This is a genomic window from Shewanella septentrionalis, assembly GCF_025370265.1.
Classification (GTDB): Bacteria; Pseudomonadota; Gammaproteobacteria; order Enterobacterales; family Shewanellaceae; genus Shewanella; species Shewanella hafniensis.
The window spans coordinates 12,986-30,855 of record NZ_JAMTCC010000014.1 but is presented as its reverse complement, the minus strand read 5'-3'; the positions used below and the strand labels follow the sequence as shown (position 1 = coordinate 30,855).

The following is a 17,870-nucleotide window of genomic DNA, read 5'->3' as shown; positions in this document are numbered from 1 at the left end:
ATTGCCCCATTGTGGGCTAGCCTAAGATTTAACACACATTTCCTTTGCTATTAATTGACCTATTTTTTCTAATGATAGAGTATGTACTTAATTTGGTATTAATTCAGTTATTTAAGACTTCTTATATGGATATTAACTTCTCTTGCATTAGAACACATGATGGTAGTAAAAACTCAGGATTTGAAGAGTTGATTTGCCAAATTGCCCATCTTCAAAAGCCAGATGATGGAAAGAGGTTCGTTAAGAAGGATGGCGCTGGAGGCGATGCCGGTGTTGAATGTTACTGGATTCTTGAAGATGGATCAGAGATATGCTGGCAAGCAAAATACTTTTTAAATGGAATGAATTCTTCCCGTTGGCAACAAATAAATGAATCATTTACTACAGCCTTAGAAAAGCACTCCAAGCTAACACATTATATCGTCTGCTTACCTCTAGATAAAGCTGATAGCAGAAAAAAAGGAAAAAGTGGGAAACAAGTAGTTTCTGTCGAAGATGAGTGGCTAGAACATATTAAAAAGTGGGAGGGCCAAGCAAAAGCCGTTGGTCGTAAAATTGAGTTCTCATACTGGGGTAAACATGAGATTACAACTTTTCTTACGCTTGATGACCCCCTTTACTCCGGTAGAGCTTTGTACTGGTTTAACGAACCATTTCTCGGGAAAGAGGTATTCAGAAGTATCGCCAAAAGGTCGCAAGACAGCTTAGGAGATAGGTATACCCCTGAGTTTCATGTCAAACTGCCTATTGCAAAGAGTTTTGATGGCCTTTGTTTGAATTTCTCATGGTGGGATCTTCTCAAAGAGAGAAGATCAGAGCTAAAAGACGCTAGCTCTGATGTTATTTCTTTCTTAAAAGCAGAAGATAAAAAAGGGGATGTTTCATTAAACATTGAAAGCATAAATAGCTTAGCTGATCAGCTTAATGATTTTTGGGATGAATTTGGCAAAGGAATTGCAGACAAAGATTTTCACCATCGAATATCAAAAATAAACTCTTCGCTAGAAGATCTATCTAAGCTATATGCCGAGGTATATAAAGATGTGCATGATAAAATCGATTGGTCTGAAAGAAAGGATAACTCTAAAAGTAATCTGTATAAATTAGACAATGCAATAGATGATCTAGCATCTTTCATAAAGCAAAAAAAGGCTATCTCGTCCCAGACAAAAGCTGCGCTTCTTTACGGTGAAGCAGGAATAGGTAAATCACACCTCCTATGTGACCTGAGCTTACATAGAATCAATATTAATTTACCCACATTGTTTTTATTAGGTGCTCAATATCAAGGTGGGAACCCAACTGGTTTTTTAAAGGAGTCATTAGACTTACAAAACTATAGAAGCTCCCAAGTCTTAGGAGCTATAGATGCAGCAGGTGAAGCATCGGGGGCCAGAGCACTCATTGTCATTGATGCTATAAATGAGGGAAATTACAGAGATGACTGGCATAACCAAATAACAGGATTTTTGTCGGATTTATCACGATTTCCATATATTGCTGTTCTGTTTAGTTGCCGCAGCACTTATCTAAGTTATATTCTTCCCGATAGTGCAAACGAAAGCTTATTGCCTCGTATAGAGCATCATGGGTTTAGGGGGCATGAGCATAGGGCTGCGGAGAAATTTCTTTCCCAGCAAGGCATATCCAAACCAAGCGCGCCAATATTAGCGCCAGAATTTACAAATCCCCTTTTCTTGAAAACATGCTGCCGAGCTCTAAGGCAAAATAAACAGAACTCATTTCCAAAAGGGCTTAATTATATTACCTCATTATTTGATTTCTATGTTTCAAGTATTGAAAGGGTTGTAGCAAAAAAGAAAAGATTCAATCCGAATGAGAATATCGTTAAGTCCACACTTATCAATATCGCTTCAAAATTGTTACCAGATAATCTTGAAGGCCTTCTGAAGCAAGATGTTAGAAAATTGGTCAATAATTACGATCCAAACCCGAATCATGGGGATAGCCTTTTCGACATATTGATCGATGAGGGCATTCTTTCTGAGGATGTTTCTTATAAAGAAGAACAGCGTGGAAATCTTATTGTCAGATTTACATATGAACGATTTAGTGATTATTTTATTGCTCAGGAATTAGTAAATCAGGTAGATGACATTAAAGTAGCCTTTTCAGATGGAGGTTCTATAGGGCAATTACTGAAAGATAATGGTTACTATCGCTTTTCTGGAATATTCGAAGCCTTGGCTATCATTGTTGCTGAATGCTTTAATAGGGAATTAGAAGATTTGCTTCCTGATGATATTGAAGTTGGAAAAAGGCAATTAGATGAGACTTTTCAGAATACTGTTTTATGGAGGAGCCCAAGCTCTTTTTCTGAAAGGACGCTGGAGCTTTTAAATAACCTAAAGAGTCATTCCTATAGTGACCCAGCCCTGGATATCTTGTTGAAATTGTCAACGGAACCCAATCATCCATGGAATGCTGAGTTGCTTCATCGAAATCTTGCAAAAAAAGCTATTGCTGAGAGAGACTACTTTTGGTCTATACACATAGCATACGGTGATAGCTCTGAAGAAGATGATGAATATGAGTCCATCATTAGAACAATTATTGAGTGGTCACACTCTGGCATAGTCGATTCTGTAGAAGAAGAGCGAATTAGGCTCTGTGCTATTACCCTTATTTGGTTTTTGACTACCCCGAATAGAAGAATAAGAGATCGATCTACAAAATCACTGGTAAGAATTCTTTCTATTTACCCTAATCTTGTTGAAAAATTATTAAACGATTTCTCGCATCTAGAAGATACATACTTAACCGAGAGGCTTTATGCCGTTGCATATGGTGTCGTTTGCAATACCAACAAAGAAGATATTATTAGAGGTATAGCGAGTACTACATTTGAATTGATATTTAGAGATGGTGAGCCACCTTCGCACATTCTTCTTAGAGACTATGCCCGAGGAATTTTAGAGTATGCCTTGCATATTGGAGTGCTTTCAGCAGAAATTGCTCCGGAACAATTCAGGCCACCTTATAAGAGCAGCCCAGAACTGGATAATCCATCACCAAAAGAGATAGAGCGCATAGCAGGAGATGAATTTTCATCAAGAATCAAAAGTTCTTTAATGGGCTTTCCTGGTGACTTTGGAAACTACACCATGGGTTGTGTGCATAATTGGTCTGCAACACCTATAGCCTTACCAAAAATTGAGAATGGATATGAGATTAAGAAGCGATTTGCGCACGAGCTATTAACTGACGATGTGCAAGAAGAATATTTGGCAAAAATAGAACCAATGCCAGTAAGTGATAATTCAGTTTCACCAGAAGATTTATTAAAGGCTATTAAAAGAATTGAGTTTGATTCCGAAGACTATAAACGCAGCTTTGAGGAACAAAGAAAAGAACAAGAAAAGTTTGATAGCAGGGTAAGCACACAACTCAGTGACGAGCAGAAAGAGTATTATCGTTGGTTATCTGGGATAAGAAATAATAGGCCAGCAGCCTTTAGTAGGAAATGGGCTCAAAGATGGGTTTGCAAACGCGCTCATGAATTTGGTTGGACTGAAGACCTATTTGCTGATTTTGAAAAAAGGTGTTCTTACGGAAGGGGTGGCGGCCCCAGTGGAGGAGCAATGGAGCGTGTAGGGAAAAAATATCAATGGATGGCCTTCCATGAGTTTTTGGCCAGACTTTCTGATAACTTCCATTGGACTAATAGGGGTTATAGTGATGTTTCAGATGATGATATTTATGAAGGGCCTTGGCAAATAAGCAAACGCGATATTGATCCTACTAACTGGGCAAGACAATCTGGAGAATACAAAACTTATCACAACAAACAATGTACTTGGTGGCAACCTTATCGCTTCCCATTCCCAAAGGAAAATGACGTGGTAGCCAAAACTAACTTCTTGTGGGATGAAGAGATTTTACCTGAGTTCTCTGAGTTGCTTCAAAGGACAATGCCTACTGATAATTCTAACTGGCTAGTTTTGCATGGCTTTTGGTCCGAAAACAGGAAGTATACAGATGATGATATCGAGGGTCCTTATCTTGACGGTTGGTTCAGGATCAACTCTATTTTCATCCACAAAGGTGATTATGATTCATTAGCCAAAGGAGTTGAGGGGAAAACACTTTGTGATCCTCATATTGTCAGCGCACCATCAACGCAACACGAAGGATTTTTAGGGGAATATCCTTGGCACACTATATATCGCCATCTTTCTGGGTGGAGGGAGCCAGAAGAGGTCTTTAGGGATCAAATTGCCGTCGAACACCTTGTCCCATTTTCTAAATATGAATGGGAAGAAGGCGGTAACGACTATTCTCTTAATAGCTCACTCTACTTTCATATGCCAGCCAAGGAATTGATTAAGGACATGGATTTGGCTAGATCTTCTGGTCGATGGGGACGTTGGGAGCATAAGGGGCAACTTGTATTCTGTGATCCAAGCCTTGAAGAGTACGGCCCTTCATATGCATTAATGCGTTCTGACAAGGTACAGAAATGGCTTGATGATAATGATATGGAGATTGTCTGGTTAATAGGCGGAGAGAAGGAAATGTTTTCTTCTGGAGCAAGTCAATTTTTTGGCCGTTTGGCGTATAGCGGCTTGTTTAAATATGAAGATGGAAAACCTGTAGGCAATATATGGTTCAACAAGGAAGAGTCAAAACATTGAGACATAAGCTAGTTCACAACATAATCTTATAGCAATCGTAATCGGAACCACGTTTACATAAGTTTGGGTCTAAATGAAGTGGCACACTAATTTTGGCCACCTAAATAGAGGTGATATTATTGCCTCATAGATGACCTTAGGTGAACATATGAGACCGACAACCAGAAAAATATTTAGTGCTGAATTCAAACTTGAAGCTGCCCAATGTGTTGGTGCAGTAATTTTGAGCAGGCATTTGTAGGTCATTGGGATACTAGAAGTTATCTGAAAACCAAATTTTGTCCGATCTTTGTAACACGGAAATATCCCAAAGTGTGTTGCGTATGTCTTTTAAATCTACAGGTTACGTGAATGCACGAAAGGTGAGCCATGGTGATTGGCGAGACGACCGTCCGCCCCATGGACGGGGCGGTCGAGCATCCAAGGATGGACTGGCTGCGTGTCGGTGAGTAAATACCATGGTGAGCCTATATGCAGGGATATCAGCCAACACTAAAATTCTACTTCATCTAGTAACACTCACAATGTGCGCGGTTTGAAGTATTAAAGCCAAAACCATAAGGCGGAATAGCCGATGAGATAAACCCACTCCCCCTCTTAAATATAAAAAGAGGAGTGTTACCTTTATCAAATCGATATCAATCAAGCCAATTTAAAGGCTTTTATTTTGGGGAGATGTGCGGCGAGTTGGGGGAATTTGTGGGGCTGAACGTCATCCCAATCAATCGAATAGTAGGCGCTTAATTCACTGGCGAGTTGCAGATTATCGAACATCTCATCATTAACAGAAAATATGCACATGGCCTTGTGAGTATTCTTTTCACGAAATTGCGACACGCACTTATTAGCAATGTCGGCATATTCTTCTGGGCGGTCAATCTTGCCCTGCATATTATCTTCTGGATGCAAATTGGGGTTAATCAGCACAGATTTAAGCCCATTTAAAAAGCCAATGCGTTCGGCCCAATAAGCGCCGAGTCCCACGCCGACCATTAACGGCGCGGGATCGTCGCTATGCTTCATTTGCTTAGCGACTTCCTTGAGCAAGTGTTGCATGTCGTGCTTAGGGTGCAAGGTGCTGTAACTGACCAAACGTACGTCAGGGTCGATAAATTGCAACTGACGCATTTTTTCGTGATTACCTGGGCTAGTCGCATCAAATCCATGAAGATAGAAAATCATATCAAGGCCTTTTAATCATTTTTGATTACAGTGAATTAACTAACCCTAGCAAAAGAGTGATCTCACACCTTGCGCTACATCAAACTTTCGCCTGTTGGGCCAAACAAATTTGCTCCGCAAGCTGCTTCGCGTTTTCCCAACGGGCGGTATTATCGAGCGCTGCGGCCGTTTGTGCGGCATTGGGCTTGAGTAAACTTGCAGGATGCTGCGGCGCACTCGCTGGCCATGTAAAACCATCCAGCAGCGACATTACGCCCGCATTGTCATTGCACACTAAAATCATATCGCAACCGGCGGCTAAGGCAGCGCTGGCCCTTGCACGGTAATCGCCCGCAAATCCTGCGCCTTGCATGCCAAGATCGTCGGAGAAAATCACCCCGTTAAAGCCAAGCTCTTTGCGCAGCACTTGTTTTAGCCAGTATTCAGAAAAACCCGCAGAGTTGGGGTCGACTTTAGGATAAACCACGTGCGCGGGCATCACACCTAATAACTTTTCTTTTGCGATCAATTCTCTAAACGGCAGGATATCCTTTGCAAAAATCGCCTCGGCATCGCGCTCATCAATGGGTTTCTCGTAGTGCGAATCCGCCACTACACTGCCGTGTCCGGGGAAATGTTTACCCACGGCGCCCATGCCAGCGGCGGCCATACCCGCAATAAAGCTTTCGGCCAGTGTAATCACCTCGGCAGGCTCTGGGCTAAAGCTGCGTTTACCAATCACTTGACTCACGCCGTTTAAGTCCAATACGGGCGCGAAACTTAAGTCGATATCGCAGGCCAGTAGTTCAATCGCCATCAAGAAACCGAGCTCACAGGCCCAGCGTTTGGCTAACGCTATATCACCCTTTGCCGCAGGTAAAATGTCGCCCATGGCGGGAATAACGGTAAAGCCATCGCGGAAGCGTTGTACTCGACCGCCCTCATGATCGACGGCAATTAATAGTTCAGGGCGGATTTGGCGTATCTGTTGTACCAGACGGATCAACTGATCACGGCTTGAAAAATTGCGGGAAAATAGAATTAAACCACCCACCTGTGGATGACGTAGCATCTCAGATTCAGCCTCACTGACGTCCAACGACAGTAGGTCCAACATTAAATAGCTCATACTTCTCCCTAAAAAATTTCATTAATACTCAAAAAATAACCACTCAAGCCATAAGTAGTCCACGCTCACAAAAATGCTCAAAAAAGCGAACCATCTGCCCTTGTAGCGCGTTTAAATCCTGTATTTTTGGCCATAAAATGGCCAGCAAAAAAGTCCCAATTAAGTTCAGCTTATCCGAACTATAACGAATTAAAAAAACTAATGTGAATTGTCACGCTAATCTATGGGATACTGAGGTTAGAGTATCACACAAGCAGATTTCGCATGAAAGAGCGCCGCCATTGACCAGAGTACACGCGCAAGATTAGCGTGCTTCAATCTGCAGAGCGAGCAATCCCATGCACTCAGACTAAAATAATAAACAAGACACAACAGGACTTCTATCATGATTAGCGTATTTGACATGTTCAAGATCGGCATAGGTCCATCGAGTTCACATACTGTCGGCCCAATGAAAGCGGGCAAAATTTTTATGCAAAACCTGACTGACTCAGGACTCGTGACCCAGATTGATGAATTAAGAGCCGAGCTCTTTGGCTCCCTCGGCCAAACAGGCAAAGGCCACGGCACGGGCAAAGCAGTGATTTTAGGCTTAATGGGTGAAGATCCAGAAACCGTAGACACTGACAGTATCGACGGCATTTTAGAGCACGTCTCTAAGGACGAAACCTTAACCCTGCACTGTGGCAAAGTGGTTAAATTTACCCGCGAGCAAGGCATAACCTACCACAGACGCAAAACCTTGCCAGCACACGCCAACGCCATGACCCTGTACGCTTATTGTAAAAATGAGTGTCTTTTCGAGCGTACTTATTATTCTGTCGGCGGCGGCTTTATCTTAGATGAAGACGAAATCAGCCAACGTAATGCATCCCCAGCATCACAAATCGAAGCGGCACCTTTTGATTTTGGCAGCGCAGCGCAATTATTAGAATTGTGTGGCGAACAAGGTCTGAGTATTTCTTCTTTGATGATGGCGAACGAACTGAGTTTAGCCACCGAAGATGAAGTCAAAGCCAAGCTGTGGAACATTTGGCAGACCATGAAAACCTGTATCGAACGCGGCTATCAGAAGGAAGGCATTTTACCTGGCGGCCTAAAACTGCGTCGCCGCGCCCCTGCCCTGTACCGTCGTTTGAAAGCCGAAGGCCGTAACAATGTCGATCCATTAACCGCTATGGATTGGGTCGATTTATTCGCCCTGTCGGTCAACGAGCAAAATGCAGCCGGCGATCGCGTAGTGACAGCACCCACAAACGGCGCTGCGGGAATTATCCCAGCAGTATTATGCTACTACGATACTTTCGTACAAGAAGTGGATATTGATGTCTGCGCCCGTTACCTATTAACCGCCGCCGCAATTGGTATTTTGTACAAGAAAAATGCCTCAATTTCGGGTGCCGAAGTCGGTTGCCAAGGTGAAGTGGGCGTGGCCTGTTCTATGGCCGCTGGCGCACTGACTGAAATCATGGGCGGTACGGTTGAGCACGTTGAAAATGCGGCTGAAATCGGCATGGAACATAACTTAGGTTTAACCTGCGATCCTGTGGGCGGCCTAGTGCAAGTGCCTTGTATCGAACGTAATGCCATGGGCGCGATCAAAGCGATCAACGCTTCTCGTATGGCCCTACGCGGTGACGGTAACCATAAGGTTTCACTGGATAAAGTGATCAAAACCATGATGGACACCGGCAGAGATATGCGCAGTAAATACAAAGAAACCGCCAAAGGCGGCTTAGCAGTCAACATTGTTGAGTGCTAAGTGCTAAGTGCTAAGTGTTGAGTGCTAAGTGCTGAGTGTTAATTCACTCTCGTTAATCGCTTAAATCGCACCATAAAAAATGCCGCAACTCACAAAGTTGCGGCATTTTTGTTTTAGCGCATCGGCGTGACTGCTGAATCGGCTATTTAAGGCTTAAAGTATAAGCTATGGAACTTAAGGTGCTCTTCAATAAAGCTCGCGATGAAGTAGTAGCTGTGATCGTACCCCGCTTGCATCCGCACATCCAAGGGATAACCCTTGGTATGGGCGATATCCACCAGCGATTGTGGCATCAATTGGGTATCTAAAAAGCTGTCGGCTTCACCTTGGTCAATCAGTACTGGCACTTCGCTAATCGCGAGCTTAAGCAACTCACAGGCATCATACTGGCGCCAATGTTCACGATTTTCACCTAAGTACTCGCTAAAGGCTTTAATACCCCAAGGTGCATTACTCGGATTCGAAATCGGGCTAAAGGCTGAAATTGAGCTGTATCTGTGCGGATTACTCAGGCCAATCACCAAAGCACCGTGACCGCCCATCGAATGGCCGGAGATGGCGCGCTGGGTAGTGACAGGAAAATGGGCTTCAATCAACGCCGGCAGCTCGTGGACTATGTAATCGTACATTTTGTAATGACGATTCCAAGGTGCTTTTGTCGCATTGAGGTAAAAACCCGCGCCTAAGCCTAAATCGTAAGCTTTATCCGCCGCATCGGGCACATCGTCACCGCGAGGACTGGTATCAGGGGCGACAATTGCCATCCCAAGTACCGCAGCCATGCGCTGTGCACCCGCCTTCTGCATAAAGTTTTCATCGGTACAGGTTAGACCTGAAAGCCAATACAACACAGGCACAGGTTTATTCACCGCCTCAGGCGGCAGATAAATGGCAAAGCGCATCTCGCAGTTTAACGACTGAGATTGATGGCGATACTGCTTATGCCAACCGCCGAAGCTCTTGTTACAACTGATATTTTCTATGGTCATACAAGTCCTTTTAAGCTCAATCTTTTAGCGCTTGTCTTAGCGTTAGTAATGGCATTTGTCTTAGCGTTAGTCATCTGCTCAGTGAACACAGCAGACAGATTTGCATCTGTCTGCCGGTTTGTCACATCAAGCTGAAGCATCAATTGACAGTGCGAAACCGCTTATTTATCAAAATGGATCACGCTGCGGATGCTCTTACCTTCGTGCATCAGCTCGAACGCTTCATTGATTTGCTCAAGCCCCATAGTGTGCGTGATAAAGTCATCGAGCTTAAACTCACCCGCCATGTAACGCTCAACAATGTGTGGCAGTTCAGAACGTCCTTTCACGCCGCCAAAAGCAGAACCGCGCCACACTCGACCAGTAACAAGCTGGAATGGACGGGTTGAAATCTCTTGCCCTGCACCGGCAACACCGATGATGACCGACTCGCCCCAACCCTTATGACAACACTCTAAAGCGCTGCGCATCACGTTGACGTTGCCGATACACTCAAATGAGTAATCTACGCCGCCGTCTGTCATTTCAACGATTACCTCTTGGATAGGCTTATCGAGTAATTTAGGGTTGATGCAATCGGTCGCGCCGAGTTTTTTAGCTAACTCGAACTTAGATTCGTTGATATCAATGGCGATAATGCGGCTGGCTTTTGCCATAGTCGCACCAATGATCGCCGATAAACCGATACCGCCGAGGCCGAAAATCGCCACGGTCGCGCCTTCTTCCACTTTGGCCGTGTTCATCACAGCGCCCATACCGGTAGTCACGCCACAACCTAACAGACAAATTTCTTCTAATGGTGCGCTCTTATTGACTTTCGCCAATGAGATTTCCGGCAGCACAGTATATTCAGAGAAAGTCGAGCAGCCCATGTAATGGAAAATTGGCTTACCATCGAGATAAAAACGCGTGGTGCCATCGGGCATTAAGCCTTTACCTTGGGTCGCACGAATTTTTTGGCACAGATTCGTTTTGCCCGATAGGCAGAACTTACACTCGCCGCACTCAGGGGTATAAAGTGGGATCACATGATCGCCCACTTGCACGCTGGTCACGCCCTCGCCCACTTGCTCAACGATACCGCCGCCTTCGTGGCCTAGAATTGCTGGGAATACGCCTTCAGGATCGTCACCGCTCAGGGTAAACGCGTCCGTGTGACACACGCCTGTGGCCACAATGCGCACTAAGACTTCGCCCGCTTTAGGTAACATCACATCCACTTCTTCAATCTTCAGTGGTTGTCCTGGTCCCCAAGCAACAGCGGCCTTTGATTTAATAAACTGCGGATTTTCGTTCGACATTGTTACCGTCCCTTGATAGGTAATAAGAGAAAATTATTGTTGTAATCGATTCAACTTGAGCTAAAGCCTATTGGTTCAAGCATATTGGCTCAAACATACGGACTCAGCATAAAGAGCTCTGCATAAGGGCCAACGCATACGCAGATGCCCATTGCACTTATGCTGTTGAACTGATGCTACTGCACTGATGCTAATCAATAGTAAGATTGTATTTGTTTCTCAGCGAGAGACAATCTAGTATTCAAGCAATTCATTTTTACTGAGCAACAACAATGTATCTCTGGGATGGCATTTCTGAGTTTGTCGCAGTGGCTGAGGCTGAAAGTTTTACCTTAGCGGCGCAGCGACTGAATATCTCCACCGCCCACGTGAGCCGTCAAGTCAGCGCCTTAGAGAATCGTCTCGGCACTAAGCTGTTTTACCGCACCACCCGCAAAGTGTCGCTAACCGAAGAAGGCACCATTTATTATCGTCATTGCCGCCAATTACAAACGGGGTTAGAAGAAGCCGAGCGCGCCATCTCAAACCTAAAGGACTCACCCCAAGGCCTAGTCAAGCTCACGGCGCCCGTGGCCTATGGCGAGAAATTTATCATGCCGTTACTCAATGATTTTATGGTGCAATATCCCAGCGTTGAATTTAGCGTCGACTTGACCAATCGCACCTTAGACTTGATTGAAGGTGGTTACGATCTGGCCATTCGCCTCGGCAAACTCGCCGACTCAAGTTTAATGGCCAAACCCTTAAGCAGCCGTACTCACTATGTGGCCGCCTCACCGAGTTATGTGGAAAAGTACGGTCAGCCCCATACCTTATCTGAACTTAGCCAGCACAATTGTTTGATCGGTAATCATAATTACTGGCGCTTTGTGGAAAATGGCCGTGAGCGCAATATCAAAGTGCGCGGCAATCTCAATTGTAACAGCGGCTACGCATTAAGGGATGCGGCGCTAAAGGGAATTGGTATAGTACAACTGCCTGATTATTATATTGAAGAAGATATAAATGCAGGACGTTTACTGTCCTTACTCGACGGTCACCGCGAAGCCAAAGAAGGCATTTGGGCGCTCTATCCACAAAACCGCCACCTGTCGGCCAAGATCCGAGTATTAGTCGATTACCTCGCCGAAAAACTCATCGAACAGGACTAATCTTTTTCTGAACATCTGGTTGTTGAGCAGTATTTTGTGGAGCAGTCTGTTGCTAAAAAATCTATTGCTGAGAGGTTTATTGTGGAGCCGTCTGTTGTTGAGCGGATTACTCAGTTCGAACAAACGAAGCGATAACAGACAAGACGCCGCAAACTAGCGCCAGTTTTCCCGTAAAGTGTAATACAACATGCCTAACGCCAGCGCTTGATTGCCGAACCATTCATTTAACGGAATACGGATATGGCGCATGCCGGCAAACAAATCAAATTCACGTAATTGTCCATCCATCGCATTGGCCATGATCTCAGCCATAATGTGTGATGTCGCCACCCCATGCCCAGAATATCCTTGGCAATAGAATACATTAGGCGATACTTTGCCGAGCTGCGGGATACGGTTAATCACAATTCCTGCCATTCCCGCCCAGGCAAATTCGATATCAACGCCCTTTAATTGTGGAAACGTACGCTCAATTGCAGGCCGTAATTCCGCCGCCACATTTTTAGGATCGCGGCCGCTGTAGTTAGTGCCACCACCGAACATCAACCGTTTATCTGCAGTCAGGCGATAGTAATCCAGCACAAAGCGACAATCGTACACGGCTAAATCCTGCGGATTGATTTGCGAAGCGATCTCATCAGGCAAAATTGCAGTAGCACAATTGCCTAAGGACGCTGGAAATAACATGCCGCGCAGTTGAGGACGCGCGAGTTTATGGTAGGCATTCCCCGCGATCAGCACGCTATTGGCGCGCACTTTTCCCTTGGCGGTGACAACGGTAGCAAGATCGCCCTCCTCAATATCGAGCACGGGCGAGTTTTCAAAGATCAACGCCCCAAGACCTGCTGCGGCGCGGGCCTCACCAAGACATAAATTGACTGAGTGCAAATGCATATTGCGCCGATTAACTAAGCCGCCGTGATACAAGGGCGAGCCTAAATAGGCGGGCATTTCATCGGCGGAGACCAAGGTCATAAACTCCCCCATGCCGCGACGCTGCGCTTCATCATGCATAGCCTTAAGCTCGTGCATATGCTGCATCTGGTAAGCGGTTTGAATATGACCAAACTTTAAATCACACTCTATGCCGTACTTGGCCACCCGATTTTTAATAATGTCATGGCCGCGCCAACGTAAATTCCACACATAATCTTCAGCTTCATTGCCAATCTGACGACGCAGCTGTTTTGTCATCGCCGCATCGCCAGACAAACTGCCCGTCACCTGCCCGCCGTTGCGTCCGGTTGCGCCCCACGCAATTTTATTAGCCTCAATAAGTGCCACCTTGTAGCCCTTCTCGGATAATTCCAGCGCCGTTGCTACACCGGTAAACCCGCCACCGACAATCACCACATCGACGCGAATGTCACCTTCTAACTGAGGATAATTCGACTCTTGGTTTATGGTGGCATTGTAGTAGGAGGCGCAACGCTGTGCTGGCATAGTCATTCCTTGATGTTGAAAGTTAAGTGTTGAAAGTTAAATATTAAAAGTTGAGTGTTGAACGTTAAGTACTAAAAGCTGTGTGCTGATAGAGTGTTGAACGTTAAGTACTAAAAGCTGTGTGCTGATAATGAGTGTTGAGTCTTAGTTTATAGGCGCGAGTGTTAACACGTTTTCCGCCGACGGTTGTTTTATATTTTTTACAAGCGTTCAGAATTTGAGAGTATATCTGAGTTGAGATCGAGGTCAATAGTGGCTTGTACTAACCGCTTGCTGGATATAACAAAGGGAGTTGGGCTGGCTCCTGCTTGACGAGCCTGAAATCGAAAAGCTTGAGATGAAAGTATCTGAAATGGCGGCCCTGTTATTATGGGGCTAGAGATTAAGGAGCCAGAGATTAAGAACATGAGCTTAGGCGCCGAATATTAAAGCGTGGCTCATTTTATCTTTTAAGCCTTATGCTTTTTGCTGGTTTAAGATAGGCTTGTCCGGCGCCATACTCTTTTAATCTCAACTGCCTAGAGTCCATTATGTCACTATTACCCATTGCCCAGCCACTTACCCAATTGCCGTTTTCACAAGCGTGCGAAAACAACAAAGCGCCGATTTTAGCCGTATTAACGCAGGCATTCTCACTCAACCAACATGTACTCGAAATCGGCAGTGGCACGGGCCAACATGCGGTGTATTTTGCAGCAAATCTTCCCCATTTAATCTGGCAAACCAGCGATCAAGCTGAGTATATTGGTGGCATTAGCGCAAGGTGTGAGCAAGAAGGCGGGCTATTTAATGCTGGGGCAAATCTAGCTTTACCGCTTATCCTTGATGTTACCGCGCCATGGCCGGTGGAGGGATTAACACCTGATATTGATGGCGTATTTACTGCGAACACTTTGCATATTATGAGCAAAAATATGGTTGAAGCGTTTTTTACTGGTCTTGGTCTGTATCTCCCCCAACTCAAGACTCTTTGCATTTACGGTCCCTTTAACTACCAAGGCGAATTTAGCAGTGACAGCAATCACCAATTCGATACCTTTTTAAAACAGCGCGATCCCGCCAGCGGCATTCGCGATATCGAATGGATTTGCAGTTTAGCCAGCAAGCAAGGCTTAACACTCGAGCAAGATGTGGCTATGCCCGCAAATAATCGATTACTGCATTTTGTTAGAGGCTAGTTTCTTGTTAAAAGCTAGCTTTGGTTTAGTCCGTTTTGATCTCGGCGGTTCTATGTCCATAGCTCAACACTCGAGTGGCTTTCCACTGTTCGTTCTGTTTGCGCCATACGATCACAAAGTCAGCTAGGCCATCGCAACTGCCGGTTTCAAAGCTGCAAAAACGGTGAACGCCTTGCTCTATCGCGCCAAACTCTTTCACCGGAAACACTTTCATCGTACCCGCAACTAACTCGCGGCGGTAATGGCCACAGGCGTATTTTTCGGTATTGGCGATCATGTCTTTACGGTTCCACGTTACGCCACCTCTATCGTGGTAGAACTCAACATCTTCAGTGAAAAACGCTGCGTGTTTCTTGAGTTCAGCGGGGGCTGCGCACTTATTGAAACTGTCAAACACTGCAAAATCCACTGCTGCAATTTGGGTAGATAAGGTATCTTCTAAGGCAGCGGGTTGCACAGTGCCTGCATGTGGAGCCTCAGCGGTTTTAACTGATGCTGCATTAGCTAATGCGGACGCATCTGTGGCAACAGCGGGTTCGGTAGTGGCGAGTGACAAAGTTAAAACGGCGACTGTGGCTAGGCTATAGAATGCTGGATTCATATTCTCTCCGTGAATGTTGGCTGTAAATTTTTATGGCGACGCTCCACATCACAAAACTGCATAGCGCCACACATCTGCAGCAGAAGTATCAGCAAAGCGTATGCCAATTAAAATACCCTTTAAAATCATGCAAATATAATTACGGCTTGAGTTAATCTGTAGAAGCTGTCGACAACTTGTGGCTAATCTCACTATTTTTACGCGATTTACCTCACCGCGGCGTTTCACTTTTTCGCATTCGCTATTTCGTATTCGCTTCTCACATTCGCTGATCACACTCACTTTCTCATATTTGTTTCTCAGCAACATCAGCTTAGAAGTGCAAGCTTCCCTCAACAGACATACCCGCTATCATGCTGTTATTAAACAGTAAAATTTACATAGCCTTTACACAAAAGCGGGATCTGTGCTCTTGATGCACTATTTAAGAATAATTATCATTCGCCGAAATTACCCAAGGAAGAATGATATGTCCCGATTTATCCGCCGTACTCGCCTAATCTGTCACGCATCTGCCACAAAATCGACTCTTACGCTGAACCGCCTATCACGCGCCATTGGCTTAAGTCTGTTGTTACCCGCAGCCTGGGCAAGTGCCGCAACGACTCAAGATGCCACAGCAGAAATGGAACGTATGGTGATCACAGCAACGCAAACTAAGCATACAGAACTGTCGGCGCCCGCATCTGTGTCTGTGATAAACCGCAGTGAACTTGAAGCGCTAGTGATTGACGATCTGGCCAGCGCAGTGCGTTATTTACAGGGTGTGAACATCAGCGAAGGCACGCCCTATGGTCGCAATGAAATTAGCTTGCGCGGACTGGATTCGGACTACACGCTGATCTTAATCAACGGTCGCCGAGTCAACTCCCGCGAAGCACTAACCTCCGGTTATGGCAACGATTTTGACTTGTCCTCTATTCCAATGTCTGCCATTGAGCGTATCGAAGTCGTGCGCGGGCCTATGTCCTCCCTGTATGGCTCCGAAGCCTTAGGCGGCGTGGTTAACGTGATTTTGCGCCAACCCACTGACGACTGGCAGACCAGTGTCGGCGTGCAATACGATACGCCCACCAGCGGCAAAGGTGGCGACAGCACTAAGTACAATTTCTACACCAGCGGCGCGCTAATCAAAGATAAACTGCTGGCAAACTTAATCGTCGACAGCAATCAACGTGATGCCTGGCGCTCAGATTTAAAACCCACAATCGATGCGTTAGAAGACAGAGATGAAATCAGCGCCCTCGCTAACCTGCAATGGTTGATTGATAGCCAGCAAGATCTGCAATTTGATTTAAGTTACGCCAACGACGAACGCGAATCGGATTGGAATAACTACGGCACAATTCTCACCAATAACCAACGAGCCGAGCGGATAAGCTCAGGTCTAACCCACAATGGCCACTGGAACTGGGGCGATACTCGCCTGCGCTATTACTATGAAAATGTTGAGGTAACTGACGACTCGGCGCTGATCGCCGAGATTGGGCATATCACCCAAACCAACCACAATCTCGACGGCCAAACCACAGTCTTACTGGGGGATCACATGTTAACCAGCGGCGCGGAATACCGTTGGACTCAGCTTGAAAACAGCCGCAATATTTTGGGTGATGGCACCTTAGACGACAGCCAGTCGGCCTTGTATCTGCAAGATGAATTTAGCTTAGGCGAACTCAATATCACCTTAGGGGGGCGCGTCGATCACCACGATGTGTACGGCACCGAATTTAGCCCACGCGTGTATTTGGTGTATAACTTAAGCTCTGAATGGGTGATCAAAGGTGGCGGTGGCAAGGCATTTAAAGCGCCAAATATGTCGCAATCCCAAGCCGATTATATTATCCCCGCTTGTCGCGGCGCCTGCACCGTTGCGGGGAATCCCGATCTACAGCCCGAAACCTCAGTGAACTACGAGTTATCGACCCAATATCAAACCACGGATTTTGGTGGCTCGATCACCTACTTCCACAATGATGTAGAAAATAAAATCATCACAGAAACTTGGGATAGAACGCCCGGTGCAGTATTAACTTACCAAAACGTGAACGAAGCTAAGATCACTGGTTGGGAACTGCAGGCTTGGTACGATGTAAGTGACACGGTCAGCATTAGCGGTAATTACAGTAAAACCGATGCCGAAGATAAGCAAAATGGCGCGCCTTTTACCCTAACGCCGGATGACAGCTACAACCTGAAACTGCAATGGCAGGCATTGGATGACTTATCCACCTTTATCGCCTACCACTACACTGGCGATCAGTATCTACGCACCAATGTAAAATCAGAAGGTTATGGTTCACTCGACCTAGGGGCAAATTACCAAATTAATCCTATGTTCAGAGTCAAACTCGGCGTCACTAACCTAACGGATGCTGAGCGCGACCAAGTGGCTACCGATCTTGATTACATTCAAAAGAGCCGCAGTATTTATGCGGGCGTGACGGCAAGTTTCTAATAGCAATCAGCCACAGACATGGGTTTATCTAGGTAAAAACGG

The 17,870-nt window shown here is 45.5% G+C and carries 11 protein-coding genes; 5 read left to right on the top strand and 6 right to left on the bottom strand.

The features are described 5' to 3' along the window. Positions 1-125: 125 nt before the first annotated feature. Entirely contained in the window at positions 126-4,655 is a 4,530-nt protein-coding gene (locus NE536_RS09825; RefSeq protein ID WP_261272586.1) for an NACHT domain-containing protein, read from the top strand. Positions 4,656-5,297: 642 nt separating this feature from the next. Here NE536_RS09825 and ycfP read toward each other — a convergent pair. Then, complete coding sequence (gene ycfP / locus NE536_RS09820) at positions 5,298-5,837, bottom strand: alpha/beta hydrolase YcfP (RefSeq protein WP_261272585.1); 540 nt, start codon at positions 5,835-5,837, stop codon at positions 5,298-5,300. Positions 5,838-5,916: 79 nt separating this feature from the next. Beyond that, complete coding sequence (nagZ, locus tag NE536_RS09815; protein ID WP_259561193.1) at positions 5,917-6,945, bottom strand: beta-N-acetylhexosaminidase; 1,029 nt, start codon at positions 6,943-6,945, stop codon at positions 5,917-5,919. Between the two features lie 385 nt (positions 6,946-7,330). On the opposite strand from nagZ, the gene NE536_RS09810 reads away from it, so the two are divergent. Next, the gene (locus NE536_RS09810; protein WP_106650679.1) at positions 7,331-8,707 is read left to right on the top strand and encodes an L-serine ammonia-lyase; all 1,377 of its coding nucleotides are present in this window, start codon (positions 7,331-7,333) and stop codon (positions 8,705-8,707) included. A gap of 146 nt (positions 8,708-8,853) precedes the next feature. On the opposite strand, the gene fghA is transcribed toward NE536_RS09810, so the two are convergent. Further along, the gene (gene fghA / locus NE536_RS09805; protein ID WP_261272584.1) at positions 8,854-9,696 is read right to left on the bottom strand and encodes an S-formylglutathione hydrolase; all 843 of its coding nucleotides are present in this window, start codon (positions 9,694-9,696) and stop codon (positions 8,854-8,856) included. Between the two features lie 161 nt (positions 9,697-9,857). Next, complete coding sequence (locus NE536_RS09800; RefSeq protein ID WP_261272583.1) at positions 9,858-10,997, bottom strand: S-(hydroxymethyl)glutathione dehydrogenase/class III alcohol dehydrogenase; 1,140 nt, start codon at positions 10,995-10,997, stop codon at positions 9,858-9,860. A 272-nt stretch (positions 10,998-11,269) separates the two neighbouring features. Here NE536_RS09800 and NE536_RS09795 point away from each other — a divergent pair, with 272 nt between their 5' ends. After that, positions 11,270-12,148 carry a LysR family transcriptional regulator gene (locus NE536_RS09795; RefSeq protein WP_259504008.1) on the top strand — a complete coding sequence of 293 codons (879 nt, stop codon included), beginning with the start codon at positions 11,270-11,272 and terminating at the stop codon, positions 12,146-12,148. A 153-nt stretch (positions 12,149-12,301) separates the two neighbouring features. Here NE536_RS09795 and NE536_RS09790 read toward each other — a convergent pair whose 3' ends face one another. Continuing rightward, positions 12,302-13,591 carry an NAD(P)/FAD-dependent oxidoreductase gene (locus tag NE536_RS09790; protein WP_261272582.1) on the bottom strand — a complete coding sequence of 430 codons (1,290 nt, stop codon included), beginning with the start codon at positions 13,589-13,591 and terminating at the stop codon, positions 12,302-12,304. Positions 13,592-14,121: 530 nt separating this feature from the next. Here NE536_RS09790 and NE536_RS09785 point away from each other — a divergent pair. Beyond that, complete coding sequence (locus NE536_RS09785) at positions 14,122-14,769, top strand: DUF938 domain-containing protein (protein ID WP_261272581.1); 648 nt, start codon at positions 14,122-14,124, stop codon at positions 14,767-14,769. Between the two features lie 25 nt (positions 14,770-14,794). Here NE536_RS09785 and NE536_RS09780 read toward each other — a convergent pair whose 3' ends face one another. Next, positions 14,795-15,370 carry a DUF4440 domain-containing protein gene (locus NE536_RS09780; protein WP_261272580.1) on the bottom strand — a complete coding sequence of 192 codons (576 nt, stop codon included), beginning with the start codon at positions 15,368-15,370 and terminating at the stop codon, positions 14,795-14,797. 469 nt (positions 15,371-15,839) lie between these two features. Between NE536_RS09780 and NE536_RS09775 the strand changes: the two genes are divergently transcribed. Next, positions 15,840-17,828 (top strand): TonB-dependent receptor domain-containing protein, encoded by a 1,989-nt coding sequence (locus NE536_RS09775; protein WP_261272579.1) that lies wholly within the window; start codon positions 15,840-15,842, stop codon positions 17,826-17,828. The last annotated feature ends 42 nt before the right edge of the window (positions 17,829-17,870 follow it).

Bases quoted from the DNA above. Each gene is read 5' to 3' on its own strand.
- NE536_RS09825 (WP_261272586.1), top strand. From the start codon at position 126: ATGGATATTAACTTCTCTTGCATTAGAACACATGATGGTAGTAAAAAC.
- ycfP (WP_261272585.1), bottom strand. From the start codon at position 5,837: ATGATTTTCTATCTTCATGGATTTGATGCGACTAGCCCAGGTAATCAC.
- nagZ (WP_259561193.1), bottom strand. From the start codon at position 6,945: ATGAGCTATTTAATGTTGGACCTACTGTCGTTGGACGTCAGTGAGGCT.
- NE536_RS09810 (WP_106650679.1), top strand. From the start codon at position 7,331: ATGATTAGCGTATTTGACATGTTCAAGATCGGCATAGGTCCATCGAGT.
- fghA (WP_261272584.1), bottom strand. From the start codon at position 9,696: ATGACCATAGAAAATATCAGTTGTAACAAGAGCTTCGGCGGTTGGCAT.
- NE536_RS09800 (WP_261272583.1), bottom strand. From the start codon at position 10,997: ATGTCGAACGAAAATCCGCAGTTTATTAAATCAAAGGCCGCTGTTGCT.
- NE536_RS09795 (WP_259504008.1), top strand. From the start codon at position 11,270: ATGTATCTCTGGGATGGCATTTCTGAGTTTGTCGCAGTGGCTGAGGCT.
- NE536_RS09790 (WP_261272582.1), bottom strand. From the start codon at position 13,591: ATGCCAGCACAGCGTTGCGCCTCCTACTACAATGCCACCATAAACCAA.
- NE536_RS09785 (WP_261272581.1), top strand. From the start codon at position 14,122: ATGTCACTATTACCCATTGCCCAGCCACTTACCCAATTGCCGTTTTCA.
- NE536_RS09780 (WP_261272580.1), bottom strand. From the start codon at position 15,370: ATGAATCCAGCATTCTATAGCCTAGCCACAGTCGCCGTTTTAACTTTG.
- NE536_RS09775 (WP_261272579.1), top strand. From the start codon at position 15,840: ATGTCCCGATTTATCCGCCGTACTCGCCTAATCTGTCACGCATCTGCC.